The sequence below is a fragment of the Streptomyces sp. NPDC019890 genome (assembly GCF_044903445.1).
In the GTDB taxonomy this organism is placed as follows: domain Bacteria; phylum Actinomycetota; class Actinomycetes; order Streptomycetales; family Streptomycetaceae; genus Streptomyces.
In genome coordinates this window covers 1-25,967 of the sequence record NZ_JBJDQK010000012.1, presented here as the reverse complement: position 1 = coordinate 25,967, position 25,967 = coordinate 1, and the positions used below count along the sequence as shown (strand labels likewise).

The window sequence follows — 25,967 nt, the reverse complement described above, 5'->3', positions numbered from 1 at the left end:
ATCATGCCGACGGTTGGCGACTCTATGGCGTGTCACCGGTCCGCAGCAACACAATCCACCGGACCCGGCCCGATGTGTCGGCAACCGAACACCTTTCTGTCAAGGGTGCTCAGGGGTCCCGGCGTGACCTGGCACTCCGGTTTCGAGGGCGGGCGAAACGGTTAAAGGGTTACGTTCGAGGCGAGTTGATCGAGCGGCGCAAAGCGGTCGGATATACGTGCGGCCGGACCTTGCGCTACAAGGTCCGGCCGTGCGGGTGATGTTGACGCTGCGCGTTGACCGTCAGCCGAGGAGAGAGCTCAGTTCGACGCTCTGCAGGCCGTGCGCCTCGGCGACCGGACCGTAAACGACCTGGCCGTCATGGGTGTTGAGGCCCTTGGCGAGCGCGGGGTCGCGGCGCAGCGCCTCGACCCAGCCGCGGTTGGCGAGCTCCACGATGTACGGCAGCGTCGCGTTGGTGAGCGCGTAGGTGGAGGTGTTGGGCACCGCACCGGGCATGTTGGCGACGCAGTAGAAGACAGAGTTGTGGACCATGAACGTCGGCTCGGCGTGGGTGGTCGGACGCGAGTCCTCGAAGCAGCCACCCTGGTCGATTGCAATGTCGACAAGTACACTTCCGGGCTTCATCTTGGCGACGAGCTCGTTGGTGACCAGTTTCGGGGCCTTGGCACCCGGGATGAGAACCGCACCGATGACGAGGTCCGCCTCGACGACGGCCTTCTCCAGCTCGTAGGCGTTGGAGACGATCGTCTTCACCTTGGTGCCGAAGACCTTGTCGGCCTCTCGCAGCTTGTTGATGTCCTTGTCGAGCAGCGTGACGTGGAAGCCCATGCCGACGGCGATCTGCGTGGCGTTCCAGCCGGAGACGCCGCCGCCGATGACGACAGCCTCGCCGGCCGCCGTGCCCGGGACACCGCCCGGCAGCACACCGCGGCCCCCGACCGAACGCATCAGGTGGTAGGCGCCGACCTGCGGGGCCAGCCGGCCCGCGACCTCGGACATCGGGGCGAGCAGCGGCAGCGCGCGGTTCGCGGTCTCCACCGTCTCGTACGCGATGGCGGTGGTGCCGGACTCCAGCAGCGCGTCCGTGCACTCGCGGGAGGCGGCGAGGTGCAGGTAGGTGAAGAGCGTCTGGTCCTTGCGGAGGCGGTGGTACTCCTCGGCGATGGGCTCCTTGACCTTCAGCAGCAGGTCGGCGGTGGCCCACACCTCGTCGGCGGTGGGCAGGATCTGCGCCCCGGCGGCGATGAACTCTTCATCCCTGATCGAGGAGCCGACACCGGCGTTCTGCTCGATGAAGACCTGGTGGCCGTGGCGCACGAGCTCGTGCACACCGGCAGGGGTGATCGCCACCCGGAACTCGTTGTTCTTGACCTCGCGGGGGATGCCGACCTTCACGTCGATCACGGTCCTTGGCTCAGGGGATACAGGGGGCATTTCCATACATACCCGGATACGCGCGGCGCACCGGATGACACCACGAGAACACGTGGCAGAGCCAGTCTAATGAAGGACTTCGCGCTGTCTAGCCTTACAAAGCATTAATCTTTCGCCGATGCACTACGGATTTCGTAGGTGGAACCCTCCTCTCCGAGAAGTCTTTCCGCGGTGGCGCGGTGCATCCGCGCGGCCGCCGGGTCACCCAGCCGGTCGAGGGTGTCGGCCAGCCTGAGCTGCAGCGCGGCCTGCAGCCGCACGTCCCCGGCCCGCCGCGCCCACTCCACCGCCTCCTGGCAGGTGTGCAAGGAATCCTCCGGTCGGCCCGCGTACTCCTGTACCCGAGCCGCCTCGCTCAAGGCTCGTGCCTGGGACGGGAGATCGCCGATTCTGCGGTAGCCGGCCACCGCCGCCCGCCAGCTGCGCAGAGCCTCGCCGTACCGGCCCGCGTAGGTGTGCGCGGCGCCCAGCCGCCCGTACAGCCGTGCCTCGTCCGCCCGCTCGCCGCGCGCCTGGCGCAGGGCGAGCGCCCGCCCGTACCAGTCGGCGGCCCGCTGCCAGTCCCCCAGCTCCTGGTAGGCACCGCCTACGGATTCCATCGCGCGGCCCGTCGCGTACGGATCGTTCGCGGCCCGCCCGGCGTCCAGCGCCGCCCGGTAGCGGGCCAGCGCATCCTCGTTACGGCCGGTCCGGGCGTCCAGATCGGCGAGATTGAGCAGTGCCGCGGCCTGTTCGCGGTGCAGCCCCCGGCGCTCGGCCACGCCGAGCACCAGCTGGTGCAGCCCATAGAGCTCGGGGGCCGCCGCCTCCGTGCCGCGGTGCGCGACCAGTGCCTTGACCAGCGCGGCGATCAGCCGTCGGGCCAGGGTGTCCAGATCGCCGTCCGCCACGGCGAGGCGGGCGGCTGCCAGCAGCGCCGGCTGCCGCACACACAGCCACTCGGCGGCAGCCTGCGGGCCGGCGAACCGCAGCGCTCGCGGCAGCCCGGCCAGCTTCTTGCGGGCAGGGGAGCCGTCCGGCTCGGTGACGGCGCGGCAGGACTGCAGCTGTCGTACGGCCCGCTCCAGCATCCGCGCCCTGGCCAGCTGCACCTCGGCCGGACGGTCCTGCGTCTCCATCAGGGCCCGCAGCAGTGGTGCGAGGCAGGCCGGGACCTCGTAGTGATCATGGCCGGAGCGCACCAGACCGAGGGCCGTGAACTCGTCCAGCGCCTCCCGCGCGACCGCGACCGAGCAGCCGGCCAGCGCGGACGCGGTGTGCAGGTCGACCAGCCCGCCGGGGGCGAGGGCCAGCAGTCGCAGTATCCGGGCGGACTGCTGCGGCAGGGACTCGTACACCAGCCGGAAGGCCCGGGCCAGCGGCCTGGCGCTGCTGGGCTGCTCACCGTCGTCCGGCAGCGCGCGCAGCCGCTTGGCCGCATCGGCGACCGACGCCTTGGGCCGGGCCGCGAGCCAGCCGCCGACCAGGACCAGGGCGGCGGGCTGTCCGCCGCACTCCTCGGCGATGGTCTCGGCGGCCTGCGGGTCCACGGTGATCCGCACCGATCCGGCGAAGGTGCCGAGCAGTTCGATCGCGGACTTGGCGTCCATCCCGCCCAGCGTGCAGGGCCGTACATCGGGGATACCGGTCAGCGGGCCCTCGGCGACGGCCACGGCCAGGCAGTCGGGGTTGTCCGGCAACAGCGGGTCGACCTGTTCGGCGTCCCGGGCGTCGTCGAGGAGCAGCAGCATCCGGCGTACGGCGAGCGCCTCGCGCACCCTCTCGGTCAGCTCGTCCTCGCCCTCGCCGGGCGGCGCTGCGATGCCGAGGGCGTCCAGCAGTTCGCGGGCGGTCTCCTCGGTGGGGACCCGCCGTCCGCCCGGCTCGGTCAGCCGGGCGCGCAGCACTCCGTCCGGATATTCGCCGGAGAGCCGGCCCGCCAGTACCTCGGCGAGGGCGGTGCGCCCCGATCCGGGCCGCCCCGCGATCAGCAGTACCCGGGCGCGGGGCGCCTTGCGTCCCGCGAGAGTGTCCAGCCCGGCCCGTTCGATGTCGGCCCGCAGGGACTTCAACTCCCGCTGCCGTCCGAAGAATTGGTCCCGAAACGCCGGGGCCCGGCCGTCCCCGTCCACTGCCTGATCCGCCACGGGCCACGCTCCCGTCCAGTCCGCGCACGAGCCGAGCCCGCAGGGACTCCGCGCGGGCGTTCCGAGCGTAGTTCACGCTCTGCAACGATCCGTGCGGAGCGTGCCGGAAGCGTCCCCCGATCGGATCAGCAGATCTTCGGACCGGCCGGCCGCCGTGCCGTGAAGCTGAGGGTCAGGCGTCGAAGGGACGGGCCGGCCAGGGCGCCTCGGCCGGCCGCAGCGCGTCCAGGCCGTCGCCCGCGAGTGCGGCGGTGGCCGCGAGGGCGCCCACGACGAGGCAGTTGTTGTGCAGATCTCCGGCGAGCGCACCCCGTACCAGCTCATCGAGCGAAACGCGCGCGAGCTCCATGTCGGCCTCCTCCTCGGAGACCTCGAAGCGCTCCCCCTCGGCCTCCGACAGATCGCGGGCGAGGAAGATCCGTACGGCCTCGTCGCAGCCGCCCGGCGTGGTGTAGACGTCGACCAGCACCCGCCAGTCCTCGGCCTTGACGTGCGCCTCCTCGTAGAGCTCGCGCTGCGCGGCGGGCAGCGGGTTCTCTCCGGGCACGTCGAGCAGGCCGGCCGGGATCTCCCAGAGCTTGTGGCGCACGGGGTGGCGGTACTGGCGGAGCACGAGGACGCGGCCCTCGTCGTCGAGGGCGAGCACGGCGACCGAGCCGGGGTGGACCTGGTAGTCGCGCCGGGCCACCCTGCCGTCGGGCATGACCACATCATCGGTGCGGACACTCGTCTTGTTGCCCCGGAACGGCGTCGCGGTCGCGGTGACCTGCCACTCCTCGGGCGTGTCCTTGATGGCCATGAAACGTCCTCCCAAGAGCAAAGAAAACCGGGGCACGGGCCTCGCAAGGCCCATACCCCGGTCAACCGTATCGCCTGCCGGCTACTTGCCCGCCTGCTGCTGCCGCTGCACGGCCGCCTTCACCAGGCCGGCGAAGAGCGGGTGCGGACGGGTGGGGCGGGAGCGCAGCTCCGGGTGCGCCTGGGTGGCGACCAGGTAGGGGTGCACCTCGCGCGGGTACTCGACGTACTCGACGAGCTTGTTGTCCGGGCTGGTTCCCGAGAAGACGATGCCCGCCTTCTTCTCGAGCTCCGCGCGGTAGGCGTTGTTCACCTCGTAGCGGTGGCGGTGGCGCTCCTCGACGTACGGCTGGTCGGCGTAGACCTCGCGGACGATCGAGCCCTCGGCGAGCTTCGCCGGGTACAGACCCAGGCGCATCGTTCCGCCGAGGTCGCCCGCGCCCTCCACATACGCCAGCTGCTCCTCCATGGTGGAGATCACCGGGTGGGCGGTGGCGGCGTCGAACTCGGTGGAGTTCGCCTCGGGGATCTCGGCGAGGTTGCGTGCGGCCTCGATCACGATGCACTGCAGGCCCAGGCAGAGACCGAGCAGCGGGATCTTGTTCTCCCGGGCGTAGGTGATCGCGCCGACCTTGCCGGTCACACCGCGGTCGCCGAAGCCGCCGGGGATGAGGATCCCGTCGACGTCGCCGAGCTGCCTGGCGGCGTCCGCCGGGGTCTTGCAGTCGTCGGAGGTGACCCACTTGACCTTGACGCGGGCCTTGTTCGCGAAGCCGCCGGCGCGCAGCGCCTCGGTCACCGAGAGATAGGCGTCGGGCAGGTCGATGTACTTGCCGACCAGCGCGACGGTGACCTCGTGGTCAGGGTTGTGGACACGGTCGAGCAGGTCGTCCCACGTGGTCCAGTCGACATCGCGGAACGGCAGGTCCAGCTTGCGTACGACATAGGCGTCCAGGCCCTCGGTGTGCAGCACCTTGGGGATGTCGTAGATCGACTTGGCGTCGATGGCCGCGACCACGGCCGCCTCGTCGACGTCGCACATCAGCGAGATCTTGCGCTTGATCGCGGTCGGCACCTCGCGGTCGGCGCGCAGCACGATCGCGTCCGGCTGAATACCGATGTTGCGCAGCGCCGCGACCGAGTGCTGCGTCGGCTTGGTCTTCAGCTCGCCGGACGGGCCGATGTATGGGAGCAAGGAGATGTGAACGACAAAGACGTTGTCGCGGCCGACCTCGTGACGGACCTGGCGCACGGTCTCCAGGAACGGCAGCGACTCGATGTCACCGACCGTGCCGCCGACCTCGGTGATCACGACGTCGACGTCGTCGGTGGCCATGCGCCGGATGCGGTGCTTGATCTCGTTGGTGATGTGCGGGATGACCTGGACGGTGTCGCCCAGGTACTCGCCGCGCCGCTCCTTCGCGATGACCGTGGAGTAGACCTGGCCCGTGGTGACGTTGGCCGAGCCGTCGAGGTCCACGTCGAGGAAGCGCTCGTAGTGGCCGATGTCCAGGTCGGTCTCGGCACCGTCGTTGGTGACGAACACCTCGCCGTGCTGGAACGGGTTCATCGTGCCCGGGTCGACGTTCAGATACGGGTCGAGCTTCTGCATCGTGACCCGCAGGCCACGCGCCTTGAGCAGCGCGCCCAGGCTGGAGGCCGTGAGGCCCTTGCCGAGGGAGGAGGCGACACCCCCGGTGACGAAGATGTGCTTGGTCGTCATGGATTTGGGCGGCATCGCCAAGAGGGGGCTCCCGTGGTCGCGAGGTGAAGTGTGCACGGCGTCCTTCCCAAGCCTTCCGGGGGGTGCCGTCGCTGCGGTTTCGGGGCCCCTGACAAACACAGGACGGCCACCGGTCCACGGGGTACCAGGGTATCAGCGACAGCGGGTGACTGCTTCCGGCCACGCATGCACGCTTGGCAAGCCATTCACCGGGTACTCACCCCCCGCTCACCCATGCGGCTCAGTCGCGTTGCCGAGACCCCTGCGCAGATCATTAGGGTGCGTCGTATCCTGCTCGGACACTCGCTGCCGAGCCAGGCCGGCGTAACGGCAACATCCCCGCCCGTCAACCCGGAATACCGTGCTCGTCAACGACCCTTGACCGCAGTAAGCGCCCCACGGGGCGGACGTGGCCGTTCGACTGGAGATGCACGTGGCCGGGCGCATCGAGGATTACGCACTCATCGGAGACATGCAGACCGCTGCCCTGGTCTGCCGGGACGGCACGGCCGACTGGCTGTGCCTGCCCCGCTTCGACTCGCATGCCGTCTTTGCCGGTCTGCTCGGCACCGAGGAGCACGGTTTCTGGAGACTGGGACCGGCGCATTCCGCCGAAGCCGGGCCGCCGAAGGCCGCCCGCCGCCGCTACCGCGGGGACTCGCTGATCCTCGAATCGGAGTGGGACACGCCGCGCGGCACGGTCCGTGTGACGGATTTCATGCCGCCGCGTGACGGCGCTCCCCAGCTGATCCGGATCGTCGAGGGCGTGAGCGGTCGCGTGCCGATGCGCTCGGCGCTGCGCATGCGCTTCAGCTACGGACGTGTGGTGCCCTGGGTGCACAAGGTCGACGGGCGCACGGTCGCCGTCGCCGGACCCGACTCGGTTTGGCTGGACACCTCGGCGGAGACGTACGGCAAGAATCTGACCACGTACTCCGACTTCACGATCGCTCCCGGCGAGCGGATCGCCTTCACGATCAGCTGGCAGCCCTCGCACCACCAGCCGCCCGCACTGCCGGACCCGCAGGGCTCGCTGGAGGCGACAGAGGACTTCTGGCGGGAGTGGGTCGAGCACTGTACGTACCACGGGCCCTACCGCGAGGCCGTGGTCCGCTCGCTGATCACGCTGAAGGCGCTCACCTATGCGCCGACGGGCGGGATCGTCGCCGCGCCGACGACCTCGCTGCCGGAGGAGGTCGGCGGCGTACGGAACTGGGACTACCGCTACACCTGGCTGCGTGACGCCGCGATCACCCTGTCGTCGCTGCTGCGCACGGGCTACCGCGACGAGGCCCGTGCCTGGCGCGAGTGGCTGCTGCGCGCCGTCGCGGGCGACCCGGAGAACCTGCAGATCATGTACGGGATCGCGGGCGAACGCGAGCTGGGCGAGGCCGAGTTGGACTGGCTGCCGGGCTATGAGAACTCCTCTCCGGTACGGGTGGGCAACGGCGCCGCTCACCAGCTCCAGCTGGATGTGTACGGCGAGGTCACCGAGGCACTGCACCTGGCCCATATGACGGGTCTGGCCCGCAACGACTACGCCGCGCTGCTCCAGCTCAAACTCATCCGCTATCTCGAGAAGCACTGGGACCAGCCGGACGAGGGCATCTGGGAGGTGCGCGGGCCGCGCCGGCACTTTGTGCACTCCAAGGTGATGGCGTGGGTCGCGGTCGACCGGACGATCAAGCTGATCGAGTCCGGCGACGCGGACGGGCCGATCGAGCGGTGGCGCGAGCTGCGCGACGACATCCACCGCGATGTCTGCGAGAAGGGGTACGACCAGGAGCGCAACACCTTCACGCAGTCGTACGGCTCCAAGGAGCTGGACGCCTCGCTGCTGCTGATTCCGCAGATGGGCTTTCTGCCGCCGGACGACAAGCGCGTCATCGGCACCATCGAGGCCATCCAGCGGGAGCTTTCCACGGAGGACGGTTTCATACTGCGCTACCCGACCGCGGGCGAGGACGCCGGCGTGGACGGTCTTGAGGGCGACGAGGGCGCGTTCCTGGCGTGCTCGTTCTGGCTCGCGGACGACCTGGCGATGATCGGGCGGGTCGACGAGGCGCGGAAACTCTTCGAGCGGCTGCTCTCGCTCCGCAACGATCTGGGGCTGCTGGCCGAGGAGTGGGACCCGAAGCTGCAGCGGCAGGTGGGGAACTTCCCGCAGGCCTTCAGCCACGTTCCGCTGATCGACACGGCGCTGCGGCTGACGGCATCGGGGGCGTACGGGGGCTAACGCGCCCGTCGCGCGGCAGGACCCGTTCGACTGATCGTGTCTCCATGGTCGGGACTACGATGAAAAGGTCCTGTCGCGCCCTCGGAAGGGGGCCATCAATGGCGCCCCAAGGCATGGCGGAGGCGGCGCTGTCCGGTCTCCGCACGGCACTGACCGGCGACGTGTTCGCTCCCGGTGATGCGGGATACGACGACGCGCGCACCATTTTCAACAGCATGATCGACCGGCGCCCGGCGGTCGTCGCCCAGTGCGAGACGGAAGCCGATGTGGCGAGGGCGATCCGCTTCGGCCGGGACAACGATCTGGAGATCGCCGTTCGCGGCGGCGGTCACAGCGTCGCGGGCATGGCGCTGACCGACGGCGGAATCGTCGTCGACCTGCGCCGGATGCACACCGTGATCGTCGATGCCGGGTCCCGCGCGGCACGCGTCGGCGGCGGTGCCACCATGAGCCATCTCGACCGGGCGACGCAGCCGTTCGCGCTGGCGACCACCGGAGGGCGGGCGTCCACCACCGGCGTGGGTGGCTTCACGCTGGGTGGCGGATCGGGCTGGCTGGAGCGCAAGTACGGCCTGGCCTGCGACAATCTGATCGCCGTCGAGCTGGTGACAGCCGACGGCGAGACGGTGCACGCCAGTGCGGACGAGAACCCGGAGCTGTTCTGGGCCCTGCACGGCGGCGGCGGCAATTTCGGCGTGGCGACCGCCATCACCCTGCGGCTGCATCTGCTTCCCGCGATGACGATGGTCCTGCTGCTGTACGGGCCGGAGGCCGGTTCCCAAGTCGTGCGTGCCTTCCGTGACTTCATGGCTTCCGCACCGGACGAGGCCGGCGGCGGGTGCATCTATCTCACCGGACCGCCCGAGCCGTTCGTCCCCGAGCAGATGGTGGGCAAGCTCGCGCTCGCGGCGCTGGTCACCTACGCGGGCACGGAGGCAGAGGCCCGCAAGGTCACCGAACCGCTGATGGGGTTCGGCCACCGGGCAGAGGTGATCACCGAGCTGCCGTACGCGGAGCTGCAGTGCATGCTGGACGACCCGCCCGGATTGCGCAACTACTGGTCCGCGGAGTATCTGACCGGCCTTCCGGACGAGGCCGTGGACGTCTTCTGCGCACGCGCGTCCGGTATGCCCGTGCCGACGGGCACACAGCACGTCCTGTTCCCGGTGGGCGGCGCGGTGGCGAGGGGCCCGGCGGACTATCCGGTGCCCTGGCGCACGGCGCCGTGGGTCGTCCATCCCTTCGGGATCTGGGAGAACCCCTCCGACGACGAGCGTGCCAAGCAGTGGGTGCGGGACGTCCGCACCGATGTCGCACCCTGGTCGATCGGCGGGACCTATCTGAACTTCATCGGGTACGAGGGGCAGGAGCGGGTCGTCGCGAGCTACGGCGAGGACAACTACAAGCGGCTCGCTGCGGTCAAGGCCGAGTACGACCCGGACAATGTGTTCCGGGTGAACCACAACATCAAGCCCGCCTCGACGAACGGGGCGTGACGACTGCCCGCGCGGCCCTGGTGATGTGCACGGATGCAGCTGCCCGGTAGCGTCCGGATCGCCAGTCAGGCCCGAGTGAGAGCGCGAGGCGAGTCAGTGGAGACCCAAGGTGGCATCACGGTCCAGAGGGCGCTCGAACTGCCCGGGCTGCGCGCCGGACTCCCGGAAGTCGTCGCCTGCGCGGAACGGCTGAACCGTACGGTGCGCTGGGTGCACGCGGGCGAGGTGCCGAACATCGCATCCCTGCTCAAGGGCGGCGAGCTGCTGCTCACCACGGGTCTCGGTCTCGGCACCCGGCCCGCGGAACAGCGCGCCTTCGTCCGCCGTCTCGCCGACCGGGGCATCGCCGCCCTGGTCGTCGAGCTCGGACCGCGCTTCAGCCGGCTGCCGGCGGCGATCGTCGAGACCGCACGGGCGGCCGGTCTGCCGCTGGTGCAACTGCATCGCGAAGTCCCGTTCGTCTCGGTGACGGAGGAGGTCCACACCGAGATCGTCAACGGGCACTACGCGCTGCTGCGGCAGGCCGAGGAAGTGCACCGGCGATGTACGGAGGTGCTGCTCAGCGGGGGCGGGGTGCCCCAAGTGCTGCGTATCCTCGCGGACTTCAGCGCCAACCCGGTCTTCCTGGAGACCGCGGACGGACAGCTGCTGTACGCGGCAGGCTCCGAATCCGGGCAGGCGGGCGCGGACCCGCTCCAGGTGTGGGAGGGGCTGCGCGGACAGCGTGCGGCACGGGAGTCACCGCCGGCCGGGACGGTCCTGGTGGACGTTCCCGGCGGCGGACAGGGGGCGGCCTCCGTACGCGCCCGGCTGGTGCTGCTTGCCGTCGGCTCCCCGCTGCTGACCGTGCACCGGATGGCGGCGGAGCGGGCGGCCGGGCTGCTGGCGGTCGTTCTGATGCAGGCCCGCCAGGACGAGGAGCTGGCCGCGCGCGGCCGCGGCGACTTCCTGACAGATCTGGCGGAGGGCCGCATCACGGCGGAGGACGCGCCGGCCCAGGCGCGGGTGCTGGGCTTCAAACCGGGCGACGGACCGCTGCTGCCGGTCGTGATGCGTATGGCCGCGGAGCTCTCACCGTCCGCGAACTGGGCCCTGCTGGCCCGGGCGGTGCTGGAGGAGCTGTCTTCGGTGGGCGTACCCGTGCTGCTGGGCGTACGGCCCGTGGAGGGACGCGTACCGCTGCTGCTCGGTCTGCGCTCCGAGTCCGAACGCACGGCGGTTGCGGACCGGGTCGCGGCGGCGCTGCGGGCGGGAGTGGAACGCGCCGGCCTTGAGCGCCCTGGCACAAACCCGCCCGTCGTGGTGGTCGGCATGGCGGGCGGCTGGGCAGCGGCCTCCGCGGGCCTGCGCCATGCGGCAGAAACGGCGACGGCGGCCCAGGGCCTGATCGACCGCCCCTGGTACGACGCCCGCCGCCTGGACATCGACCTGCTGTTGTGGCGCCTGCGGGACCACCCGGACCTGGCGGCCTTCGTGGACCGCGCGATCGGCCCCCTCCGCGATCACGACACCACCTCGCGCCCCCCGCTGCTCCCGACGCTGCAGACGTATCTGGCGCACGCGGGCCGCAAGGCGGAAACGGCCCGCGAACTGCACCTGAACCGCCAGACGCTGTACAACCGCCTGGCCCGCATCTCGGAACTGCTCGGCACGGATCTGGACGACCCGCAGACGGTCCTGGCCCTGAGCCTGGCACTGCGGGCGAGACGCCACGTGCCCTGAGCCGCTGACGCCACGTGCCGTAAGCCGCTGACGTCACGTGCCGCGCGGCGCTGATGTCACCGCCGCGCGGCCACCTCGTCGTACACGCTCAGCACCTGCGCGATCGTCTCGTCCTCCGTCGGCCATGTCCCCGCCTGCACCCGGCCCGCCGCCGTCAGTTCCGCCCGTCTCTCCGCGTCGCCCAGCAGCCGCGCCACCGCCTCGGCCAGCGCCGCCGCGTCCCCGTACGGGACCAGTTCCGCGGCTTCGCCGACCAGTTCGGGGACGCCGCCGACCGCCGTCGCGACCAGCGGGACGCCCAGGCGGAGCGCCTCCTGAGCGAGCAGGGAGCGGGCCTCCCAGCGGCTCGGGAGGAGGGCCACGTCCGCCGCGGACAGCAGGTCGGCGATGTCGTCGCGGCGGCCCATCAGCCGCACCGGCAGTTCCTCCGCCTCGATACGGCGCCGGAGCGCGGCCCGTTCCCGCCCCTCCCCCGCGATCACCACCAGCGGCATGGGGTCCAACTCCCGCCACAGCCGCGCCGCATCCAGCAGCGTTCCGTATCCCCGGTGCGGCTCCAGGCTGCCCACCGCCATCAGCAACGGCCGCTCCACCGCGCCCAGTTCGGCCCGGGCCTTGCCCTCCTCGACGCCCGGGCACCCGCGCGCCGCCGGTACCGCGACCGGCGCCAGGCGGGCATCGCGCGCGCCGCGCCTGCGGGCCCGGTCGACCAGCTCGGAGCAGGTGCCCAGGACAACCGCCGCCGCCCGCGCGGCCCTTCGCTCAAGGAGACGCAGCACCTGACCCCGCGCACCGTCGGCGTGCGAGCGCGTGTGCCAGGTGACCACGAGGGGTACGCGCTGCCCGCTGAGCGCCAGCGTGGTGCGTACGGCGGCGTGCAGGCCGTGCGCGTGCACCACGTCCGCCCCCGCACACGCAGCCCGCAGCGCGCCGACCGCGCCCGGGTCGCTCCGCCGCGGCACGGCCGCGAAACGCGCCCCGGAGCCGGGGAAGTCGTAGACGTGCTCCAGTTCGGCGGGGGCGCACACAGTCACCCGCACGCCCCGTGCCACCAGCCCCGCGGCCAACGACCGGACATGCGCGCTGCTGCCCGCGCTGCCGCCGCCCAGCACTTGGACCGTATGCAGCTGTGTCACGCGCCAAGGATGCCAGCCCGTACGCACGTTCCGGCACCGTCCGGGCGACATGGCCGTGCCGGGGCCGGGAGGCCCGGGCGCGAGATCACTCACATGGGTGATCCCGCGATACGGCTGACCTCGTCCCCGTAGGCAACTGCCGCGATCAGAGCCGCCGCGTGCAGGGCCAGTCCGGCGCGGCCGTTGCCCGCGACGATCGCGGTCCCGAGGGCCGCGCCCAGGGCGTGGGCCCCGGTGTCGCCCAGCATCGTGCGCTCACCCAGGTCCTCGGTGACGATCGCGGCCGCAGCCCCCATGGGAGCGGCAGCCAGCGCGCCCGCGCTGCCGCGCCGCAGCAGACCGGGCGCGCCGATCCCGAGCACGGCGACGGCGGCCCGCCCCGGGGCGACGTCGACGAGGTTGACGAAGTGCGCGGCGCCGGCGATCACGAACCCGGCGAGCAGCTTGTCGACAGGCCGCTCCTTGAGCAGCGCACCCGCCGCGAGCCCCGCCGCCCCGATCCCGAACAGCTTCACCGCGCCGCTGGTCACCTCGCCCTGTCGGAGCGCGCCCAGATGCGCCCGGAACCCACGCCGGTGGTCCCCCAGCATGTCGTCGTACGCACCGCACGCCCCGGCCGCGACGACGGCGAGCCCGGCCGCGCCCCGGGTTCGCGCGGGCACGGTGCCGAGCGCCGCCCCGACCGCGACGGCGGGGCCGGCGTAGAGGTCGACGGTGCGGCCCGCGTAGTTCTTGCGCTGCCACTGCGCCGGATCACCGGGCGTACGCCTGCGCAGCGCCCCGTACACGGAGCGGGTCGCTCCGAAGGCGGTCACAAACGCGGCAAGACGACTGCTGGACCCCGGGTGTCGCGATGCTGCCATGCACCCCACCCTAGGCGGGCCGCGCAGCTGGGGGCTCGCCCGCGAAACAACCCACCGCGATCAACCACCAACGCCCCCTGGCCCACGGCGACCACGAACCGGGTGACTTAGGGCCTGTCTTCCCGCGCCGTCGCCAGCAGTTCCTCCGCGTGTGCCCGGGCCGTCTGCGAATCCTCCTGGCCCGCCAGCATCCGCGACAACTCGCGCACCCTGTCCTCGCCCTCCAGGACCGTGACACCGCTTCGGGTCACCGAACCGTCGTTCGTCTTCTCGACCAGCAGCTGCCGGTCGGCGAACGCGGCCACCTGCGGCAGATGCGTGACCACGACCACCTGCGCCGTCTTCGCGAGCTTCGCAAGCCGCCGGCCGATCTCGACCGCCGCCTTGCCGCCCACGCCCGCGTCGACCTCGTCGAAGAGATACGTCGGCACCGGGTCGGTGCCCGCGAAGACGACCTCGACCGCGAGCATCACGCGCGAGAGTTCACCGCCCGATGCCCCCTTGGCGATCGGCCGGGGCGGCGCGCCCGGGTGCGGCGCCAGCAGCAGCTCGACCTCGTCGACGCCGGACGGTCCGTACGCCACCGCACGGCCGCCGACCTCGACTCCGTCGGGATCCTCGCTCTGGCGGATGTCGAAGGACACGCGCGCGTGCGGCATCGCGAGGGAGGCCAGTTCCTCGGTGACGGCTTCGGCGAACCGCGCCGCCGCCTCCGTACGCGCGTCGGTCAATGCCTGGGCCAGACCGGACAATTCACCCCGCAGGGCGTCTCGCTCCGCCGCCAGCTCGCCGATCCGGTCGTCGTCGCCGTCCAGCTCGATGAGCCGGGACGCGCCGGCCTCCGCCCAGGCCAGAACGGCATCGATACTCGCGCCGTACTTGCGGGTCAGCGCGGTCAGCGCCGCGCGCCGCTCCTCCACCGCGGCCAGCCGCAGCGGGTCGGCGTCCAGATTGTCCGCGTACCCGGCGAGTTCTCCCGCCACATCACCGAGCAGGATGGAGATCTCGCCCATCCGGTCGGCGAGCGCGGCCAGGGCCGGATCGTGGGAGCGCACGGCGTCCAGTGCCCGCCCCGCACCCGCGACGAGCGTCGTCGCGTCCACGCCTTCCGGGTCCTCGGGATTGCCCGCCAGCGCGGCATGCGCGACCGAAGCGGCGGACGCGAGGGCCTCGGCGTGCCCAAGGCGCTCGGCCTCGGCGGCGAGTTCGACATCCTCGCCCCCGCGCGGCTCGACGCCCGCGATCTCGTTCAGCCCGAAACGCAGCAGATCGGCTTCCTGCGCGCGCTCGCGGGCGCGCGTGGTCAGCTCGTCCAGCTCGGCGGAGACTGCGCGCAGCCGCCGGTACGCGGCCGTGTACTTGGCGAGCGGGCCGGTGACCGCGCCGCCCGCGTAACGGTCGAGCGCCTCCCGCTGCCGCGCGGGCCGCAGCAGCCCCTGCTGGTCGGTCTGGCCGTGTACGGCGACGAGCTCGTCGGCCAGCTCGGACAACATGCCGACCGGCACGGACCGTCCGCCGATGTGGGCGCGCGAGCGCCCCTCCGCGGAGACGGTCCTGCTGATCAGCAGGGTGTCGTCGTCGAGTTCCGCCCCGGCCTCCTCGGCCCGCAGCGCGGCCGGGGCCCCGGCGGGCACACCGATCCGCCCCTCCACCACCGCCGACTTGGCGCCGATCCGCACCAGGGCGGGGTCGGCGCGCCCGCCGAGCAGCAGCCCCAGGCTGGTGACGACCATGGTCTTGCCCGCGCCCGTCTCACCGGTCACCGCGGTGAAACCGGGGGACAGCTCGACGACCGCATCGTCGATGACCCCGAGTGACCGTATCCGCATCTCCTCCAACACGGACCTGACCATACGAGGTTTCCCCCGTCCGATGCGACGTCGCCCTGCCTCCGGGCACGGAATGAGAGGAAACGGGTGCCGATGCACCGGGCAGGGCGTCACTCTGCGGTACTCGACTCGTTGACGCACGGCTACGCCGCCCACGGGGAGATGAACCGGTCTTCTCCGTTTTGGGCGAGCTCCGGACATATTGCTCCCCCGGCCCGCGGATGCGGGACGAGCGCCCGCGCGGGGGCCGGGTCAGTGCGGCGCGCCGCGCCAACCCGAGACCGGCAGCGCGAACTTGGCGACCAGCCGGTCCGTGAAGGACGCATGGTGCAGTCGCGCCAGCCGTACCGGAACGGCCCCCCGCCGCACCTCCACCCGTGCCGCGGACGGCAGTTCGATCGTCCTGCGCCCGTCGCACCACAGCACCCCGTGCGGCGTGTTCCGCTGCACCTCCACCGCCAGCACCGACGTCGGCGAGGTCACCAGCGGCTTGGCGAACAGCGCGTGCGCGCTGATCGGCACCATCAGCAGCGCCTCGACCTCGGGCCACACCACCGGCCCGCCCGCCGAGAAGGCGTAGGCCGTCGAGCCGGTCGGCGTCGCGCAGACGATGCCGTCGCAGCCGAAGCCGGTCACCGGCCGGCCGTCGATCTCCAGGACGACCTCCAGCATCCGGTCGGGCGAGACCTTCTGCACGGCGGCCTCGTTCAGCGCCCAGTCGCGGTGCACGACATCGCCGTTGGTGCGCACGACCACATCGATGGTCATGCGCTCCTCGACCTCGTACGCCCGTCTGACGACCCGGTCGACGACCTTGTCGAGGTCGTCGCGCTCCGCCTCCGCGAGAAAGCCCACGCGCCCCAGGTTGACGCCGAGCATCGGCACCCCGGAGGCGCGTGCGAACTCGGCGCCGCGCAGCAGCGTCCCGTCCCCGCCGAGCACGATCAGCAGCTCACACCCGTCGAGTACGTCGGGGGTCGCCTCCTTCACGGTCCCGACGGACGGCGGCAGCGGCAGATCGACCGCCTCGGCCTCCAGTACGCGCACGCCCAGACCGTGGCGCAGCAGCCCTTGTACGACGAGTTCGGCGCTGCGGATCGCCGCGGGCCGGCCGGTGTGCGCAAGCAGGAAAACGGTGCGCGCTGGTGTCGCTGCTGGTGTCGTTGTCAACGAGGTCCCTCCGCCACTGCACGGTCGACTTCCGCCGGATCGAGCTCGGGCGCTCCGGCGCGGAGCCACAGAAAGTACTCGACATTCCCGGAGGGTCCCGGCAGCGGACTCGCCGTGACGCCGAGCACGCCAAGACCGAGCTCCGCCGCCCTGCCCGCCACGGCACGTACCGCGTCGGCGCGCAGCTCCGGGCTGCGTACGACGCCACCGCTGCCGAGGCGTTCCTTGCCCACCTCGAACTGCGGCTTGACCATCAGTACGAGGTCGGCGTCGGGAGCCGTGCACCGGACGAGCGCAGGCAGGACGAGGCCGAGCGGAATGAAGGAAAGGTCCCCCACCACCAGGTCCACCGCCTCACCGTCGATCGTCTCCAGCGTCAGCTCGCGGACATTGGTACGGTCCTTGACCGTCACGCGTTCATCACTCTGAAGAGACCAGGCGAGTTGGCCGTAACCGACGTCGACCGCCACCACCTGACGGGCGCCTGCCCGCAGCAGCACGTCCGTGAAGCCACCGGTCGACGCGCCCGCGTCCAGTGCCCGCCGTCCCTCGACCTTCAGGCCGAGCGGTACGAAGGCCGCCAGCGCGCCGGCGAGCTTGTGTCCGCCGCGCGAGACGTAGTCGGGGTCACTGTCGTCGGCGGTGACGACGATGGCGGCGCTCTTCTCGACCTGGGTGGCGGGCTTCGTCGCGGTGTTGCCGCCGACGGTCACCCGCCCCGCGGCGATCAGCATGCTCGCATGCTCGCGTGAGCGCGCGAGGTTGCGGCGTACCAGCTCGGCGTCGAGACGGAGGCGGGCCACTCCTGCCACGTTCGGTTCAGCTCCTGTAGTTGTACGGGGGTGACGGCGAGGGCCCCTGGGGTGCAGGGGCCGGGCGTGCGTCGAGCGCGGTCAGCGCGTCACGCAGCCCGCGGTGTACATCCTCGTACACCTCGAGATGTCCGTCCGCCGGGAGGTGGTCGGCATCGGCCAGGCGCTCCAGCCGGGCGTCCACCTCGGCATTTCCGGTGGGCACGCGCGGCACGCCGATGGGCGCGGGCGCGGCGGGTTCGTACGCCCGCGGGTCCGGGTCGTGGGCCTCCTGGGCCCCTTGGGCTTCCTGGGCCTCCGGGTCCGGGAACTCCTGCTCCGGGATCTCCTGGCCCTGGGCCTGTGAGCCCCGGAACTGTGAGCCCTGGACCTGTGGGCCCGGCATCGAGTCGCTCATGCCCAGACGCTACCGCGAAGCCCTGAGGTACCGTCGATCACGATGGCGACGACGGAAGAGTGCCGCAGCGCGCTCGACAAACTCTCGGACAACCTGGCACAGGCGGACGGCGACGTGCGCGGCGCGGCGGCACTGGACCGTTCGCTGAGCTGCCACATCAAGGACCTGGACATCACCTTCACCGGCCGTCTCGACGACGGCCGGATCGAGGTGACCGACACGCTCCAGGGGCCCCCGCGCGAGCGGGCGCAGATCCGCCTCGCGATGACGGGCGACGACCTGGTGGCGATGGTGAACGGCGAGCTGAACTTCGCGAAGGCCTGGGCCTCCGGCCGGGTCAGGCTCGAGGCCGGCTTCCGCGATCTGCTACGCCTCAGGACGCTGCTGTAGACACTCCCGTGGCGCCGACGCCGGAGACGGCGCCGGACACTGCCGTACTGCCGCGTCTGCGGGCGGCCGGTACCACCAGTGGCGTCCCGGACTCGGGGTCCTCGATGACCTGGCTCTTCACCCCGAAGACCTGCTCCACCAGCTCGGCGGTGACCACGTCGGCGGGCGCGCCCTCGGCGACGACCGTGCCTTCGCGCAGGGCGATGAGGTGCGTGGCGTAACGGGCGGCCTGGTTGAGGTCGTGCAGTACGGCCACGAGCGTGCGCCCCTGCGTCTCGTGCAGCTCGGCGCAGAGGTCGAGCACCTCCAGCTGGTGCTGGATGTCGAGGAACGTCGTGGGCTCGTCGAGCAGCAGCAGCGGGGTCTGCTGGGCCAGCGCCATCGCGATCCACACACGCTGCCGCTGCCCGCCGGAGAGTTCGTCGACATAGCGCTCGGCCAGTTCGCCGACTCCGGTCGCGGCCATCGACTCCTCGACGATCCGCTCGTCCTCGGGCGACCACTGGCGCAGCAGTCCCTGATGCGGATAACGGCCGCGCGCGACCAGGTCGGCGACCGTGATCCCGTCCGGCGCGATCGACGACTGGGGCAGCAGGCCAAGCGTCCTGGCGACCTTCTTCGCGGGCATCGAGTGGATGGTCTGCCCATCCAGCAGGACCCGGCCCCGGGACGGCTTGAGCATCCGGGAAAGGGCACGCAGCAGTGTCGACTTGCCACAGGCGTTGGGGCCGACGATCACCGTGAAGGAGTTGTCGGGGATCTCCACCGAGAGGTTCTCGGCGATGACGCGCCGATCGTAGCCGAGGGTGACCGATTCCGCGGTGAGGCGCTGCATGGTCGTCGTACTCCTGGATTCGGGGTTCTCGGGCATCGCGGGGATCGCGGGGATCGCGTGCTTTTCGGGGATCGCGGGGTTCATATGCGCCCCGCCTTGCGTTCGGTGACCAGCAGCCAGAGCAGATAGCAGCCGCCGAGCACCCCGGTCACCACGCCCACCGGCAGTTCGCGCTCACCGAAGGCGCTGGTGGCGACCCAGTCGGCGACCAGCAGCAGAGCCGCGCCCATCACCGTGGCCGCGGCGAGGTTCGGCCCCGGCGAGCGGGTCAGTCGGCGGGCGAGCTGCGGCGCGCTGAGCGCGACGAAGGAGATCGGCCCGGCGGCCGAGGTGGCGACCGCGACGAGCAGGACGCCCGAGGCCATCAGCACCACGCGCGTGCGCTCGACGGGTGCCCCCAGCGCGTACGCGGCGTCGTCGCCCATCTCCAGCATCCGCAGCGGTCTTCCGTAGCAGATGACGAGCGGTACGAGGACGCCGAGAACCCCGAGCAGCGGCCAGACCTGGGCCCGGTCGCGGCCGTCGAGCGAACCGGTCATCCACAGCGTGGCCTCGGCGGCGTCGACCAGGCTGGCCTTGGTGAGCAGATAGTGGATCGCGGCCGTGAGCATGGCCGCGATGCCGATGCCGACCAGGACCAGCCGGTAGCCGTGCACCCCGCGCTTCCAGGCCAGCGCATAGACCGCGATGCCGGTTGCGAGTCCGCCGACGACCGCGCCTCCCGCCACGGCCAACGCCCCTCCGTGAAAGAGGACGATCACGCTGAGCGCGCCGACGGTCGCGCCCTGACCGAAGCCGATCACATCCGGACTGCCCAGCGGATTGCGGGAGATGGACTGGAAGATCGCGCCGCTCAGCGCGAGCGAGGCGCCGACGAGCAGTCCGACGAGCGCCCGCGGCAGCCGCAGGTCCTGGACGATGAACTCCTGCGCGGGCGTACCGTTCCCGAGGAGCGTGGCGATGACCTCGCCGGGCGGGATCGGGAAATCGCCGCTGCCGATCAGTAGGACCGCGGCGGCCAGCGCGGCCGCGGTCAGCAGCAGTACGACGGCGGCCGTCCGGGGATCGACGCGAAAGGAGAGACCGCCGGGGGTGCGTATCGCCTTCACGCCCTTCGTGGCCTTCACAGCTGGGCCATCCTCTTGCGGCGTACGAGATGGATGAAGACGGGCCCGCCGATGAGCGCGGTGACAATGCCGACCTGCAGCTCGGAGGGGCGGGTGATGACCCGGCCGACGACATCGGCGCCCAGCAGCAGCACGGGTGACAGGACGGTGGCGTACGGCAGGATCCACCGCATGTCGGGTCCGGTGATGGTACGTACGAGGTGCGGGATCATCAGCCCGATGAAGACGATCGGCCCGCAGGCGGCGGTCGCTGCCCCGCACAGGAGCGTGACGGCGAGCATCGCGAGCGCGCGCGTGCGGTTGAGATGCGCGCCGAGCGCGCGGGCGGTGTCCTCGCCCATCTCCATGGCGTTGAGCGGCCGCGCGAGCAGCAGCGCAAGCACCGTGCCGATGCCGATGAAGGGCGCGATCCTGCCGATGGTGCCCATGTCTGCCGAGGCCAGCGAGCCGACCGTCCAGAAGCGCAGCCGGTCGAGCGCGGCCGCGTCCAGCAGCTGTACGGCATTGATGTAGCCGTAGAGCGCGGCGGTGGCCGCGGTCCCGGCGAGCGCGAGTCGTACCGGAGTCGCGCCCCGGCTGCCGCCGAGCAGGTACACGAGCACGGAGACGACGGCCGCGCCGAGGAACGCGAACCAGACATATCCGGTCAGCGATGTGACGCCGAGGAAGCTGATGGCGGAGACGACGGCGGCCGATGCTCCCGCGTTGACGCCGAGCAGTCCCGGTTCGGCGAGCGGGTTGCGGGTGAGTGCCTGCATCACCGCGCCCGAGAGCCCGAGGGCGGCGCCGACAATGAGCCCGAGCAGGGTCCGCGGCACCCGCACATCGTGGACGATCACGTCATTGCCGACGCCCGCGTTGTGGAACAGGCCGTGCCACACGTCGGAGAGCGGTACGGACTTGGCACCGACGGCGATGCTCGCGGCGCAGACCAGCAGCAGGACGCCGAGGGACACCAGCAGCCCGGTGGCGCGCAGCGCATGGCGCTTCCGGGACATGGGTGCGGATATCGGCTCCGCGCTCTGTTCGGGGGGACTGTCGACCAACACGAGGTTAGGTTAGCCTACCCTCCCATCGCTCCTGGGTGAGGGAAGTCCCCTCTCGTCGCCGAGGGGGTCTTCTACCTCGCCGAGGGCCCAGGGGCTACAACCCCAGCCGGGACAGCGACTTGCCCGCGTCCAGCGTGCACACGCCGTCCCCGGCCTGGGTCCAGGCCGCCGCACACAGCGCCCGCAACCCGTCCAGTGGTTCGCCCCCGCCCTCCAGCGCAAGCTCGTCGTCGCGCACGGACGCGGTCCATCCACCGCACCCGAACCCGCCGTCCGTCTCAGCCACTTCGGGCTGCCCGGTCAGCATCCCGCGCAGATCCGCGTCCACATACGTCGGCCGGTGCTCGGGCCGCGCGGCCACCAGCTGCGCGCCGTCCGTCACCCCGGTCAGTACGAGCAGCGAGTCCACGCCCCCGTTGAACGCGCCCTCGATGTCCGTGTCCAACCGGTCCCCCACCACCAGCGGCTTCCGAGCCCCCGTCCGCAGGATCGTCTCCTTGTGCATCGGCGGCAGCGGCTTCCCCGCCACCTGCGGCTCCGCCCCCGTCGCTATCCGTACGACCTCCACGGCCGCACCGTTGCCGGGCGCGATCCCGCGCGCACTGGGAATCGTCAGATCGGTGTTGGACGCAAACCACGGCACGCCCCGCGCGATCGCATAACAGGCCTCCGCGAAACGCCCCCACGCCAGATCCGGCCCGCCGTACCCCTGCACCACCGCAGCCGGGTCGTCGTCGGCGGACTCCACCGGCACAAGGCCCCGCTCCCGCAGCGCGACGCGCAGCCCGTCCCCGCCGACCACCAGCACCCGGGACCCGGCCGGCACCTGCTCGGAGATCAACCGGGCAACCGCCTGCGCGGAGTTGATGACATCCGCCGCATCGGTCGGCACACCCAGCTCGGTGATGTGCGCGGCCACGGCCTGAGGCGGCCGCAGCGCGTTGTTCGTGACATACGCGAGGTGCATCCCGCCCGCGCGGGCCGTCAGCAGCGAGTCCACGGCGTGCGCGATCGCCTCACCACCCGCGTACACCACGCCGTCCAGGTCCAGCAGCGCCGTGTCGTACGCCTCGCTGAGCGCCGTCGCACTTCCGCTCGGCCGGTTCCTGCTCTGCTGACTCATTCGATCCGCTCCTCGCTCAGTGCCGCTCCCCCGATCATCTCTCATGCCCGCGCCCCACATACGATGCACAAATGAACACCGAAGGTCCTGCGGCCAATGACGGTCTGCACCTGATCCCGTTCCGTGGACTGCGCTATGTCCCCGAGCGGGTCGGCAGCCTCGCCGCCGTGACCTCGCCGCCGTACGACGTCGTCGTCAGGCCCGACGGCCTGCACCACCTGGAGTCGGCGGACCCGTACAACATCGTCCGGCTGATCCTCCCGCAGGCGAACACCGCGGGCGCACGCAACCAGCAGGCCGCCGAGACCCTCAGCCGCTGGCTCGACGAGGGCATCCTGGCCGCGGACCCCGAGCCGGCGCTCTATGTGTACGAGCAGCGCCAGGGCGACATCCTGCAGCGCGGCATCATCGGCGCGCTCGCCCTGTCCGAGCCGTCCGAGGGCGTCGTCCTGCCCCACGAGGACGTGATGCCGCACATCGTGGCGGACCGCGCGGCGCTGATGCGCACCACCGCCGCCAACCTCGAACCGCTGCTGCTCACCTATCGCAGCATGGGCAACGAGTCCGGCGCGACCGCCGTCATCGAACGCACCGTCCTGCGCGCCCCGCTCCTGGCCACCACCACGGAGGACGGCTTCGACCACCGCCTGTGGTCGGTGACGGACCCCGGCGACCTGGCCGAGATCCGCGCGGATCTGTCCGACCGTCAGGCGCTGATCGCCGACGGCCACCACCGCTGGGCGACGTATCTGCGGCTGCGCGCCGAGCACCCCTCGTCCAGCCCCTGGAGCTACGGCCTCGTCCTGCTGATCGACACCGCCCGCTATCCGCTCCGGGTCCGCGCCATCCACCGCCTGCTGCACCGCCTCCCGGTTGCCGACGCCCTCTCCGCCCTGAGCGGCTCCTTCCGCGTCCGGCGCCTGGACACCTCACTGCCGCAGGCCCTGGAGGCCCTCGGGCACGCGGCTGCCGAGGGGAACGCCTTCCTGCTCGCGGGCGACGGCGCCTTCCATCTGATCGACCGCCCGGACCCGGAACTGCTGGCCCGTACGGTGCGCCGCGACCGACCCGAGGCCTGGCGCACGCTCGACGCAACGGTCCTCCACTCGACGCTTCTGGACCAGATCTGGCGGATCCCGGACACCCCGGAGCACATCGCATACATCCACGACACCGAGGCGGCCGTGACACAGGCCGAACGCCACGGCAGCACGGCGGTGTTGATGCATCCGGTACGGGAGGACGTCGTACGGGATCTCGCGCGCGAGGGTGTCACGATGCCCCGCAAGTCCACGTCGTTCGGCCCGAAGCCGGCGACGGGCCTGGTGCTGAGAAGCCTGACGGTGGACTGACCCGGAATTCCGGACATACGAAAGGGCGGCACCCATCGTGGGTGCCGCCCTTTTCGCTACTGGCTATTCGCCCTTGTCGGCCTCGTCGGCCGCTTCGGCTTCATCGCCCTCGTCGCCCTGATGCGCTTCGTCGATGGCCGCTTCGTCGATGGCGTCGACGAACTCCACGCCATCAAGCTCGGCGAGCCGGTCCGAGGCGTCCGTGGCCCCGTCCTTGTCGGCTTCCAGCGCCTTGGCGAACCACTCGCGTGCCTCGTCCTCACGCCCGGCCGCAAGCAGCGCGTCCGCGTACGCGTAACGCAGCCGCGCGGTCCAGGGCTGCACGGAGTTGGACGCCAGCTCGGGGCTCTGCAGGGTGACGATGGCGGCGTCGAGCTGCCCCATGTCCCTGCGCGCACCGGCCGCGACCAGCCGCATCTCGACCTGCCCGGCCTTGTCGAGCTTCTGCACCTCGGGCTCACCGGCCATCGCCATCGCCCGCTCGGGACGCCCGAGTCCGCGCTCGCAGTCGGCCATCACGGGCCACAGCTCGACGCTCCCGGTCATCCGCCGGGCCGCCCTGAACTCGGCCAGCGCCTCGGAGTACTTCTGCGTCGCGTACGCGGCGAAGCCCGCGGCCTCGCGCACAGCCGCCACACGCGAGGCGAGCCGCAGCGCGACCTTGGAGTAGGCGTACGCCTGCTCGGGGTCCTCGTCGATCAGATTGGCGACCATGACGAGGTTCTTGGCGACATCCTCGGCGAGGCCCTTCGGCAGGCTCTGCAGCTCCTGCCGTACGTCCTTGTCGATCTCATCGCCCGTGACGTCCTCGGGAATCGGCAGCCGCTTGATCGGCTCGCGGTCCCCACGGTCACGCTCGTCCCGCCGGCCGTAGCCACCGCGGTCGTCACGAGACCCGCGGTATCCACCACGGTCGCGGTCGTCACGGCGCCCGTCACTACGGTCGTCGCGCTGCCCGCGGTACCCACCGCGGTCACGGTCGTCACGGCGCCCGTAACCGCCACCGCCGGTGGGGCGTCCGCCACGGTCGCCACCGGTGGGGCGTCCGCCGCGGTCGTCGTCGCGCCGCGGACCGCTGGGCCGCTCGTCACGACGGCCGTAACCACCGCCGCTGCCACCACCGGAACGGTCATCGCGCCGGAAGCCACCGCCACCACTGCCACCGCCGCTGGGACGGGAGCCGTATCCGCCACCGCCGCTGGGCCGGGAGCCGTAACTGCCGCCACCGCCACCGCCACTGCCGCTGGGACGGGAGCCGTAACCGCCACCACCGCTGGGACGACCACCCCGGTCATCACGCTGACCGCGGTAGCCACCGCGATCCCGGTCGTCATCCCGACGCGGCCCACGGTCCCGGTCATCACGCGGCCCACGGTCATCACGCGACCCGCGGTCATCACGCGACCCGCGGTACCCACCACGGTCACGGTCACGGTCGTCACGCCGGAAGCCGCCGCCACCACTGCCACCGGGGCGAGACCCACGGTCGTCGCGGGGACCGCGGTACCCACCACGGTCGTCGTCGCGCCGGAAGGACGGACGGTCGTCGCGGCGATCATCACGCTTGTCATCACGGCGCCCGTAACCGCCACCGCCGGTGGGGCGTCCGCCACGGTCGCCACCGGTGGGGCGTCCGCCGCGGTCGTCGTCGCGCCGCGGACCGCTGGGCCGCTCGTCACGACGGCCGTAACCACCGCCGCTGCCACCACCGGAACGGTCATCGCGCCGGAAGCCACCGCCACCACTGCCACCGCCGCTGGGACGGGAGCCGTATCCCCCGCCGCCGCTGGGCCGGGAGCCGTAACTGCCGCCACCGCCACCGCCACTGCCGCTGCCGCTGGGACGGGAGCCGTAACCGCCACCACCGCTGGGACGACCACCCCGGTCATCACGCTGACCGCGGTAGCCACCGCGATCCCGGTCGTCATCCCGACGCGGCCCACGGTCCCGGTCATCACGCTGGCCACGGTCATCACGCGACCCGCGGTACCCACCACGGTCACGGTCACGGTCGTCACGCCGGAAGCCGCCGCCACCACTGGGGCGTCCGCCCCGGTCGCCACCGTCCCTGCGACGCGGCTCGCGCTCCGGACGATCGTCGGGAGAGTTGGTGGACATGGGGTAACTCCTGTCTTCGGCTGCTGCAGCCATTCTCGCGCAGCCGGCCATCGGACGCGCACTTCGGAAAAGTAAGCAAAACAAAAAAGGACCCGTGGTCCAGCGTGAACGCTGGACCACGGGTCCTTGAAAGATTGTTCGGCGGCGTCCTACTCTCCCACAGGGTCCCCCCTGCAGTACCATCGGCGCTGAAAGGCTTAGCTTCCGGGTTCGGAATGTAACCGGGCG

At 71.5% G+C, this 25,967-nt stretch carries 21 protein-coding genes and 1 rRNA gene; 5 read left to right on the top strand and 17 right to left on the bottom strand.

What is annotated here, in order from left to right; translation table 11 throughout:
* Window positions 1–282: 282 nt before the first annotated feature.
* From ald to ACI2LP_RS27835, 4 genes are all read right to left on the bottom strand, one after another.
* Window positions 283–1,398, bottom strand: a complete 1,116-nt coding sequence (gene ald / locus ACI2LP_RS27850) for an alanine dehydrogenase (protein ID WP_404727409.1) — start codon at window positions 1,396–1,398, stop codon at window positions 283–285.
* 143 nt (window positions 1,399–1,541) lie between these two features.
* The gene (locus tag ACI2LP_RS27845) at window positions 1,542–3,563 is read right to left on the bottom strand and encodes a tetratricopeptide repeat protein (protein WP_404727269.1); all 2,022 of its coding nucleotides are present in this window, start codon (window positions 3,561–3,563) and stop codon (window positions 1,542–1,544) included.
* A gap of 172 nt (window positions 3,564–3,735) precedes the next feature.
* Window positions 3,736–4,362 carry an NUDIX domain-containing protein gene (locus tag ACI2LP_RS27840; protein WP_404727268.1) on the bottom strand — a complete coding sequence of 209 codons (627 nt, stop codon included), beginning with the start codon at window positions 4,360–4,362 and terminating at the stop codon, window positions 3,736–3,738.
* A gap of 81 nt (window positions 4,363–4,443) precedes the next feature.
* Entirely contained in the window at window positions 4,444–6,099 is a 1,656-nt protein-coding gene (locus tag ACI2LP_RS27835; protein WP_404727267.1) for a CTP synthase, read from the bottom strand.
* 418 nt (window positions 6,100–6,517) lie between these two features.
* On the opposite strand from ACI2LP_RS27835, the gene ACI2LP_RS27830 reads away from it, so the two are divergent.
* From ACI2LP_RS27830 to ACI2LP_RS27820, 3 genes are all read left to right on the top strand, one after another.
* Window positions 6,518–8,320 carry a glycoside hydrolase family 15 protein gene (locus ACI2LP_RS27830; protein ID WP_404727408.1) on the top strand — a complete coding sequence of 601 codons (1,803 nt, stop codon included), beginning with the start codon at window positions 6,518–6,520 and terminating at the stop codon, window positions 8,318–8,320.
* 98 nt (window positions 8,321–8,418) lie between these two features.
* Complete coding sequence (locus tag ACI2LP_RS27825; RefSeq protein ID WP_404727266.1) at window positions 8,419–9,816, top strand: FAD-binding oxidoreductase; 1,398 nt, start codon at window positions 8,419–8,421, stop codon at window positions 9,814–9,816.
* Window positions 9,817–9,912: 96 nt separating this feature from the next.
* A complete protein-coding gene (locus ACI2LP_RS27820; RefSeq protein ID WP_404727265.1) occupies window positions 9,913–11,538 on the top strand; it encodes a PucR family transcriptional regulator in 1,626 nt (541 codons plus the stop codon).
* 56 nt (window positions 11,539–11,594) lie between these two features.
* On the opposite strand, the gene ACI2LP_RS27815 is transcribed toward ACI2LP_RS27820, so the two are convergent.
* The 6 genes from ACI2LP_RS27815 to ACI2LP_RS27790 all read right to left on the bottom strand — a co-directional run bounded on the left by ACI2LP_RS27815 (window position 11,595) and on the right by ACI2LP_RS27790 (window position 17,745).
* Window positions 11,595–12,674, bottom strand: coding sequence for a glycosyltransferase family 4 protein (locus ACI2LP_RS27815; RefSeq protein WP_404727264.1), 1,080 nt, complete (start codon window positions 12,672–12,674; stop codon window positions 11,595–11,597).
* Window positions 12,675–12,763: 89 nt separating this feature from the next.
* Window positions 12,764–13,537 carry a hypothetical protein gene (locus ACI2LP_RS27810; protein WP_404727263.1) on the bottom strand — a complete coding sequence of 258 codons (774 nt, stop codon included), beginning with the start codon at window positions 13,535–13,537 and terminating at the stop codon, window positions 12,764–12,766.
* A 107-nt stretch (window positions 13,538–13,644) separates the two neighbouring features.
* Window positions 13,645–15,390, bottom strand: coding sequence for a DNA repair protein RecN (gene recN / locus ACI2LP_RS27805; protein ID WP_404727262.1), 1,746 nt, complete (start codon window positions 15,388–15,390; stop codon window positions 13,645–13,647).
* A gap of 228 nt (window positions 15,391–15,618) precedes the next feature.
* Window positions 15,619–16,536, bottom strand: coding sequence for an NAD kinase (locus ACI2LP_RS27800; RefSeq protein WP_404727261.1), 918 nt, complete (start codon window positions 16,534–16,536; stop codon window positions 15,619–15,621).
* Window positions 16,533–17,348: a TlyA family RNA methyltransferase gene (locus tag ACI2LP_RS27795; RefSeq protein ID WP_404727260.1), complete on the bottom strand. Its 816-nt coding sequence runs from the start codon at window positions 17,346–17,348 to the stop codon at window positions 16,533–16,535. The genes ACI2LP_RS27800 and ACI2LP_RS27795 overlap by 4 nt, the downstream gene beginning before the upstream one ends.
* A gap of 7 nt (window positions 17,349–17,355) precedes the next feature.
* Window positions 17,356–17,745 carry a hypothetical protein gene (locus ACI2LP_RS27790; protein WP_404727259.1) on the bottom strand — a complete coding sequence of 130 codons (390 nt, stop codon included), beginning with the start codon at window positions 17,743–17,745 and terminating at the stop codon, window positions 17,356–17,358.
* Window positions 17,746–17,787: 42 nt separating this feature from the next.
* Between ACI2LP_RS27790 and ACI2LP_RS27785 the strand changes: the two genes are divergently transcribed.
* Window positions 17,788–18,135: an SCP2 sterol-binding domain-containing protein gene (locus ACI2LP_RS27785; RefSeq protein ID WP_404727258.1), complete on the top strand. Its 348-nt coding sequence runs from the start codon at window positions 17,788–17,790 to the stop codon at window positions 18,133–18,135.
* Here ACI2LP_RS27785 and ACI2LP_RS27780 read toward each other — a convergent pair.
* The 4 genes from ACI2LP_RS27780 to ACI2LP_RS27765 all read right to left on the bottom strand — a co-directional run bounded on the left by ACI2LP_RS27780 (window position 18,119) and on the right by ACI2LP_RS27765 (window position 22,269).
* Entirely contained in the window at window positions 18,119–18,970 is an 852-nt protein-coding gene (locus tag ACI2LP_RS27780; protein ID WP_404727407.1) for an ABC transporter ATP-binding protein, read from the bottom strand. The two genes, ACI2LP_RS27785 and ACI2LP_RS27780, sit on opposite strands and share 17 nt — an antisense overlap.
* A gap of 80 nt (window positions 18,971–19,050) precedes the next feature.
* Complete coding sequence (locus ACI2LP_RS27775; protein ID WP_404727257.1) at window positions 19,051–20,097, bottom strand: FecCD family ABC transporter permease; 1,047 nt, start codon at window positions 20,095–20,097, stop codon at window positions 19,051–19,053.
* The gene (locus ACI2LP_RS27770) at window positions 20,094–21,095 is read right to left on the bottom strand and encodes a FecCD family ABC transporter permease (RefSeq protein WP_404727406.1); all 1,002 of its coding nucleotides are present in this window, start codon (window positions 21,093–21,095) and stop codon (window positions 20,094–20,096) included. Before ACI2LP_RS27770 ends, ACI2LP_RS27775 begins: the two co-directional genes overlap by 4 nt.
* 145 nt (window positions 21,096–21,240) lie before the next feature.
* Window positions 21,241–22,269: an HAD hydrolase-like protein gene (locus tag ACI2LP_RS27765; protein ID WP_404727256.1), complete on the bottom strand. Its 1,029-nt coding sequence runs from the start codon at window positions 22,267–22,269 to the stop codon at window positions 21,241–21,243.
* Between the two features lie 71 nt (window positions 22,270–22,340).
* Between ACI2LP_RS27765 and ACI2LP_RS27760 the strand changes: the two genes are divergently transcribed.
* A complete protein-coding gene (locus tag ACI2LP_RS27760) occupies window positions 22,341–23,621 on the top strand; it encodes a DUF1015 domain-containing protein (RefSeq protein WP_404727255.1) in 1,281 nt (426 codons plus the stop codon).
* Window positions 23,622–23,684: 63 nt separating this feature from the next.
* On the opposite strand, the gene ACI2LP_RS27755 is transcribed toward ACI2LP_RS27760, so the two are convergent.
* From ACI2LP_RS27755 to rrf, 3 genes are all read right to left on the bottom strand, one after another.
* Window positions 23,685–24,335, bottom strand: a complete 651-nt coding sequence (locus ACI2LP_RS27755) for a hypothetical protein (RefSeq protein WP_404727254.1) — start codon at window positions 24,333–24,335, stop codon at window positions 23,685–23,687.
* Window positions 24,320–25,639: a hypothetical protein gene (locus ACI2LP_RS27750; RefSeq protein ID WP_404727253.1), complete on the bottom strand. Its 1,320-nt coding sequence runs from the start codon at window positions 25,637–25,639 to the stop codon at window positions 24,320–24,322. The genes ACI2LP_RS27755 and ACI2LP_RS27750 overlap by 16 nt, the downstream gene beginning before the upstream one ends.
* A gap of 236 nt (window positions 25,640–25,875) precedes the next feature.
* A 5S ribosomal RNA gene (rrf, locus tag ACI2LP_RS27745) occupies window positions 25,876–25,967 on the bottom strand; the annotation flags it as partial.

What these genes read in the sequence shown, in the direction of transcription:
- ACI2LP_RS27840 (WP_404727268.1), bottom strand. Translation starts at nt 4,362, where the DNA reads ATGGCCATCAAGGACACGCCCGAGGAGTGGCAGGTCACCGCGACCGCG.
- ACI2LP_RS27835 (WP_404727267.1), bottom strand. Translation starts at nt 6,099, where the DNA reads ATGCCGCCCAAATCCATGACGACCAAGCACATCTTCGTCACCGGGGGT.
- ACI2LP_RS27825 (WP_404727266.1), top strand. Translation starts at nt 8,419, where the DNA reads ATGGCGCCCCAAGGCATGGCGGAGGCGGCGCTGTCCGGTCTCCGCACG.
- ACI2LP_RS27810 (WP_404727263.1), bottom strand. Translation starts at nt 13,537, where the DNA reads ATGGCAGCATCGCGACACCCGGGGTCCAGCAGTCGTCTTGCCGCGTTT.
- recN (WP_404727262.1), bottom strand. Translation starts at nt 15,390, where the DNA reads ATGGTCAGGTCCGTGTTGGAGGAGATGCGGATACGGTCACTCGGGGTC.
- ACI2LP_RS27790 (WP_404727259.1), bottom strand. Translation starts at nt 17,745, where the DNA reads ATGAGCGACTCGATGCCGGGCCCACAGGTCCAGGGCTCACAGTTCCGG.
- ACI2LP_RS27785 (WP_404727258.1), top strand. Translation starts at nt 17,788, where the DNA reads ATGGCGACGACGGAAGAGTGCCGCAGCGCGCTCGACAAACTCTCGGAC.
- ACI2LP_RS27780 (WP_404727407.1), bottom strand. Translation starts at nt 18,970, where the DNA reads ATGCAGCGCCTCACCGCGGAATCGGTCACCCTCGGCTACGATCGGCGC.
- ACI2LP_RS27770 (WP_404727406.1), bottom strand. Translation starts at nt 21,095, where the DNA reads ATGTCCCGGAAGCGCCATGCGCTGCGCGCCACCGGGCTGCTGGTGTCC.
- ACI2LP_RS27765 (WP_404727256.1), bottom strand. Translation starts at nt 22,269, where the DNA reads ATGAGTCAGCAGAGCAGGAACCGGCCGAGCGGAAGTGCGACGGCGCTC.
- ACI2LP_RS27760 (WP_404727255.1), top strand. Translation starts at nt 22,341, where the DNA reads ATGAACACCGAAGGTCCTGCGGCCAATGACGGTCTGCACCTGATCCCG.
- ACI2LP_RS27755 (WP_404727254.1), bottom strand. Translation starts at nt 24,335, where the DNA reads ATGGTCGCCAATCTGATCGACGAGGACCCCGAGCAGGCGTACGCCTAC.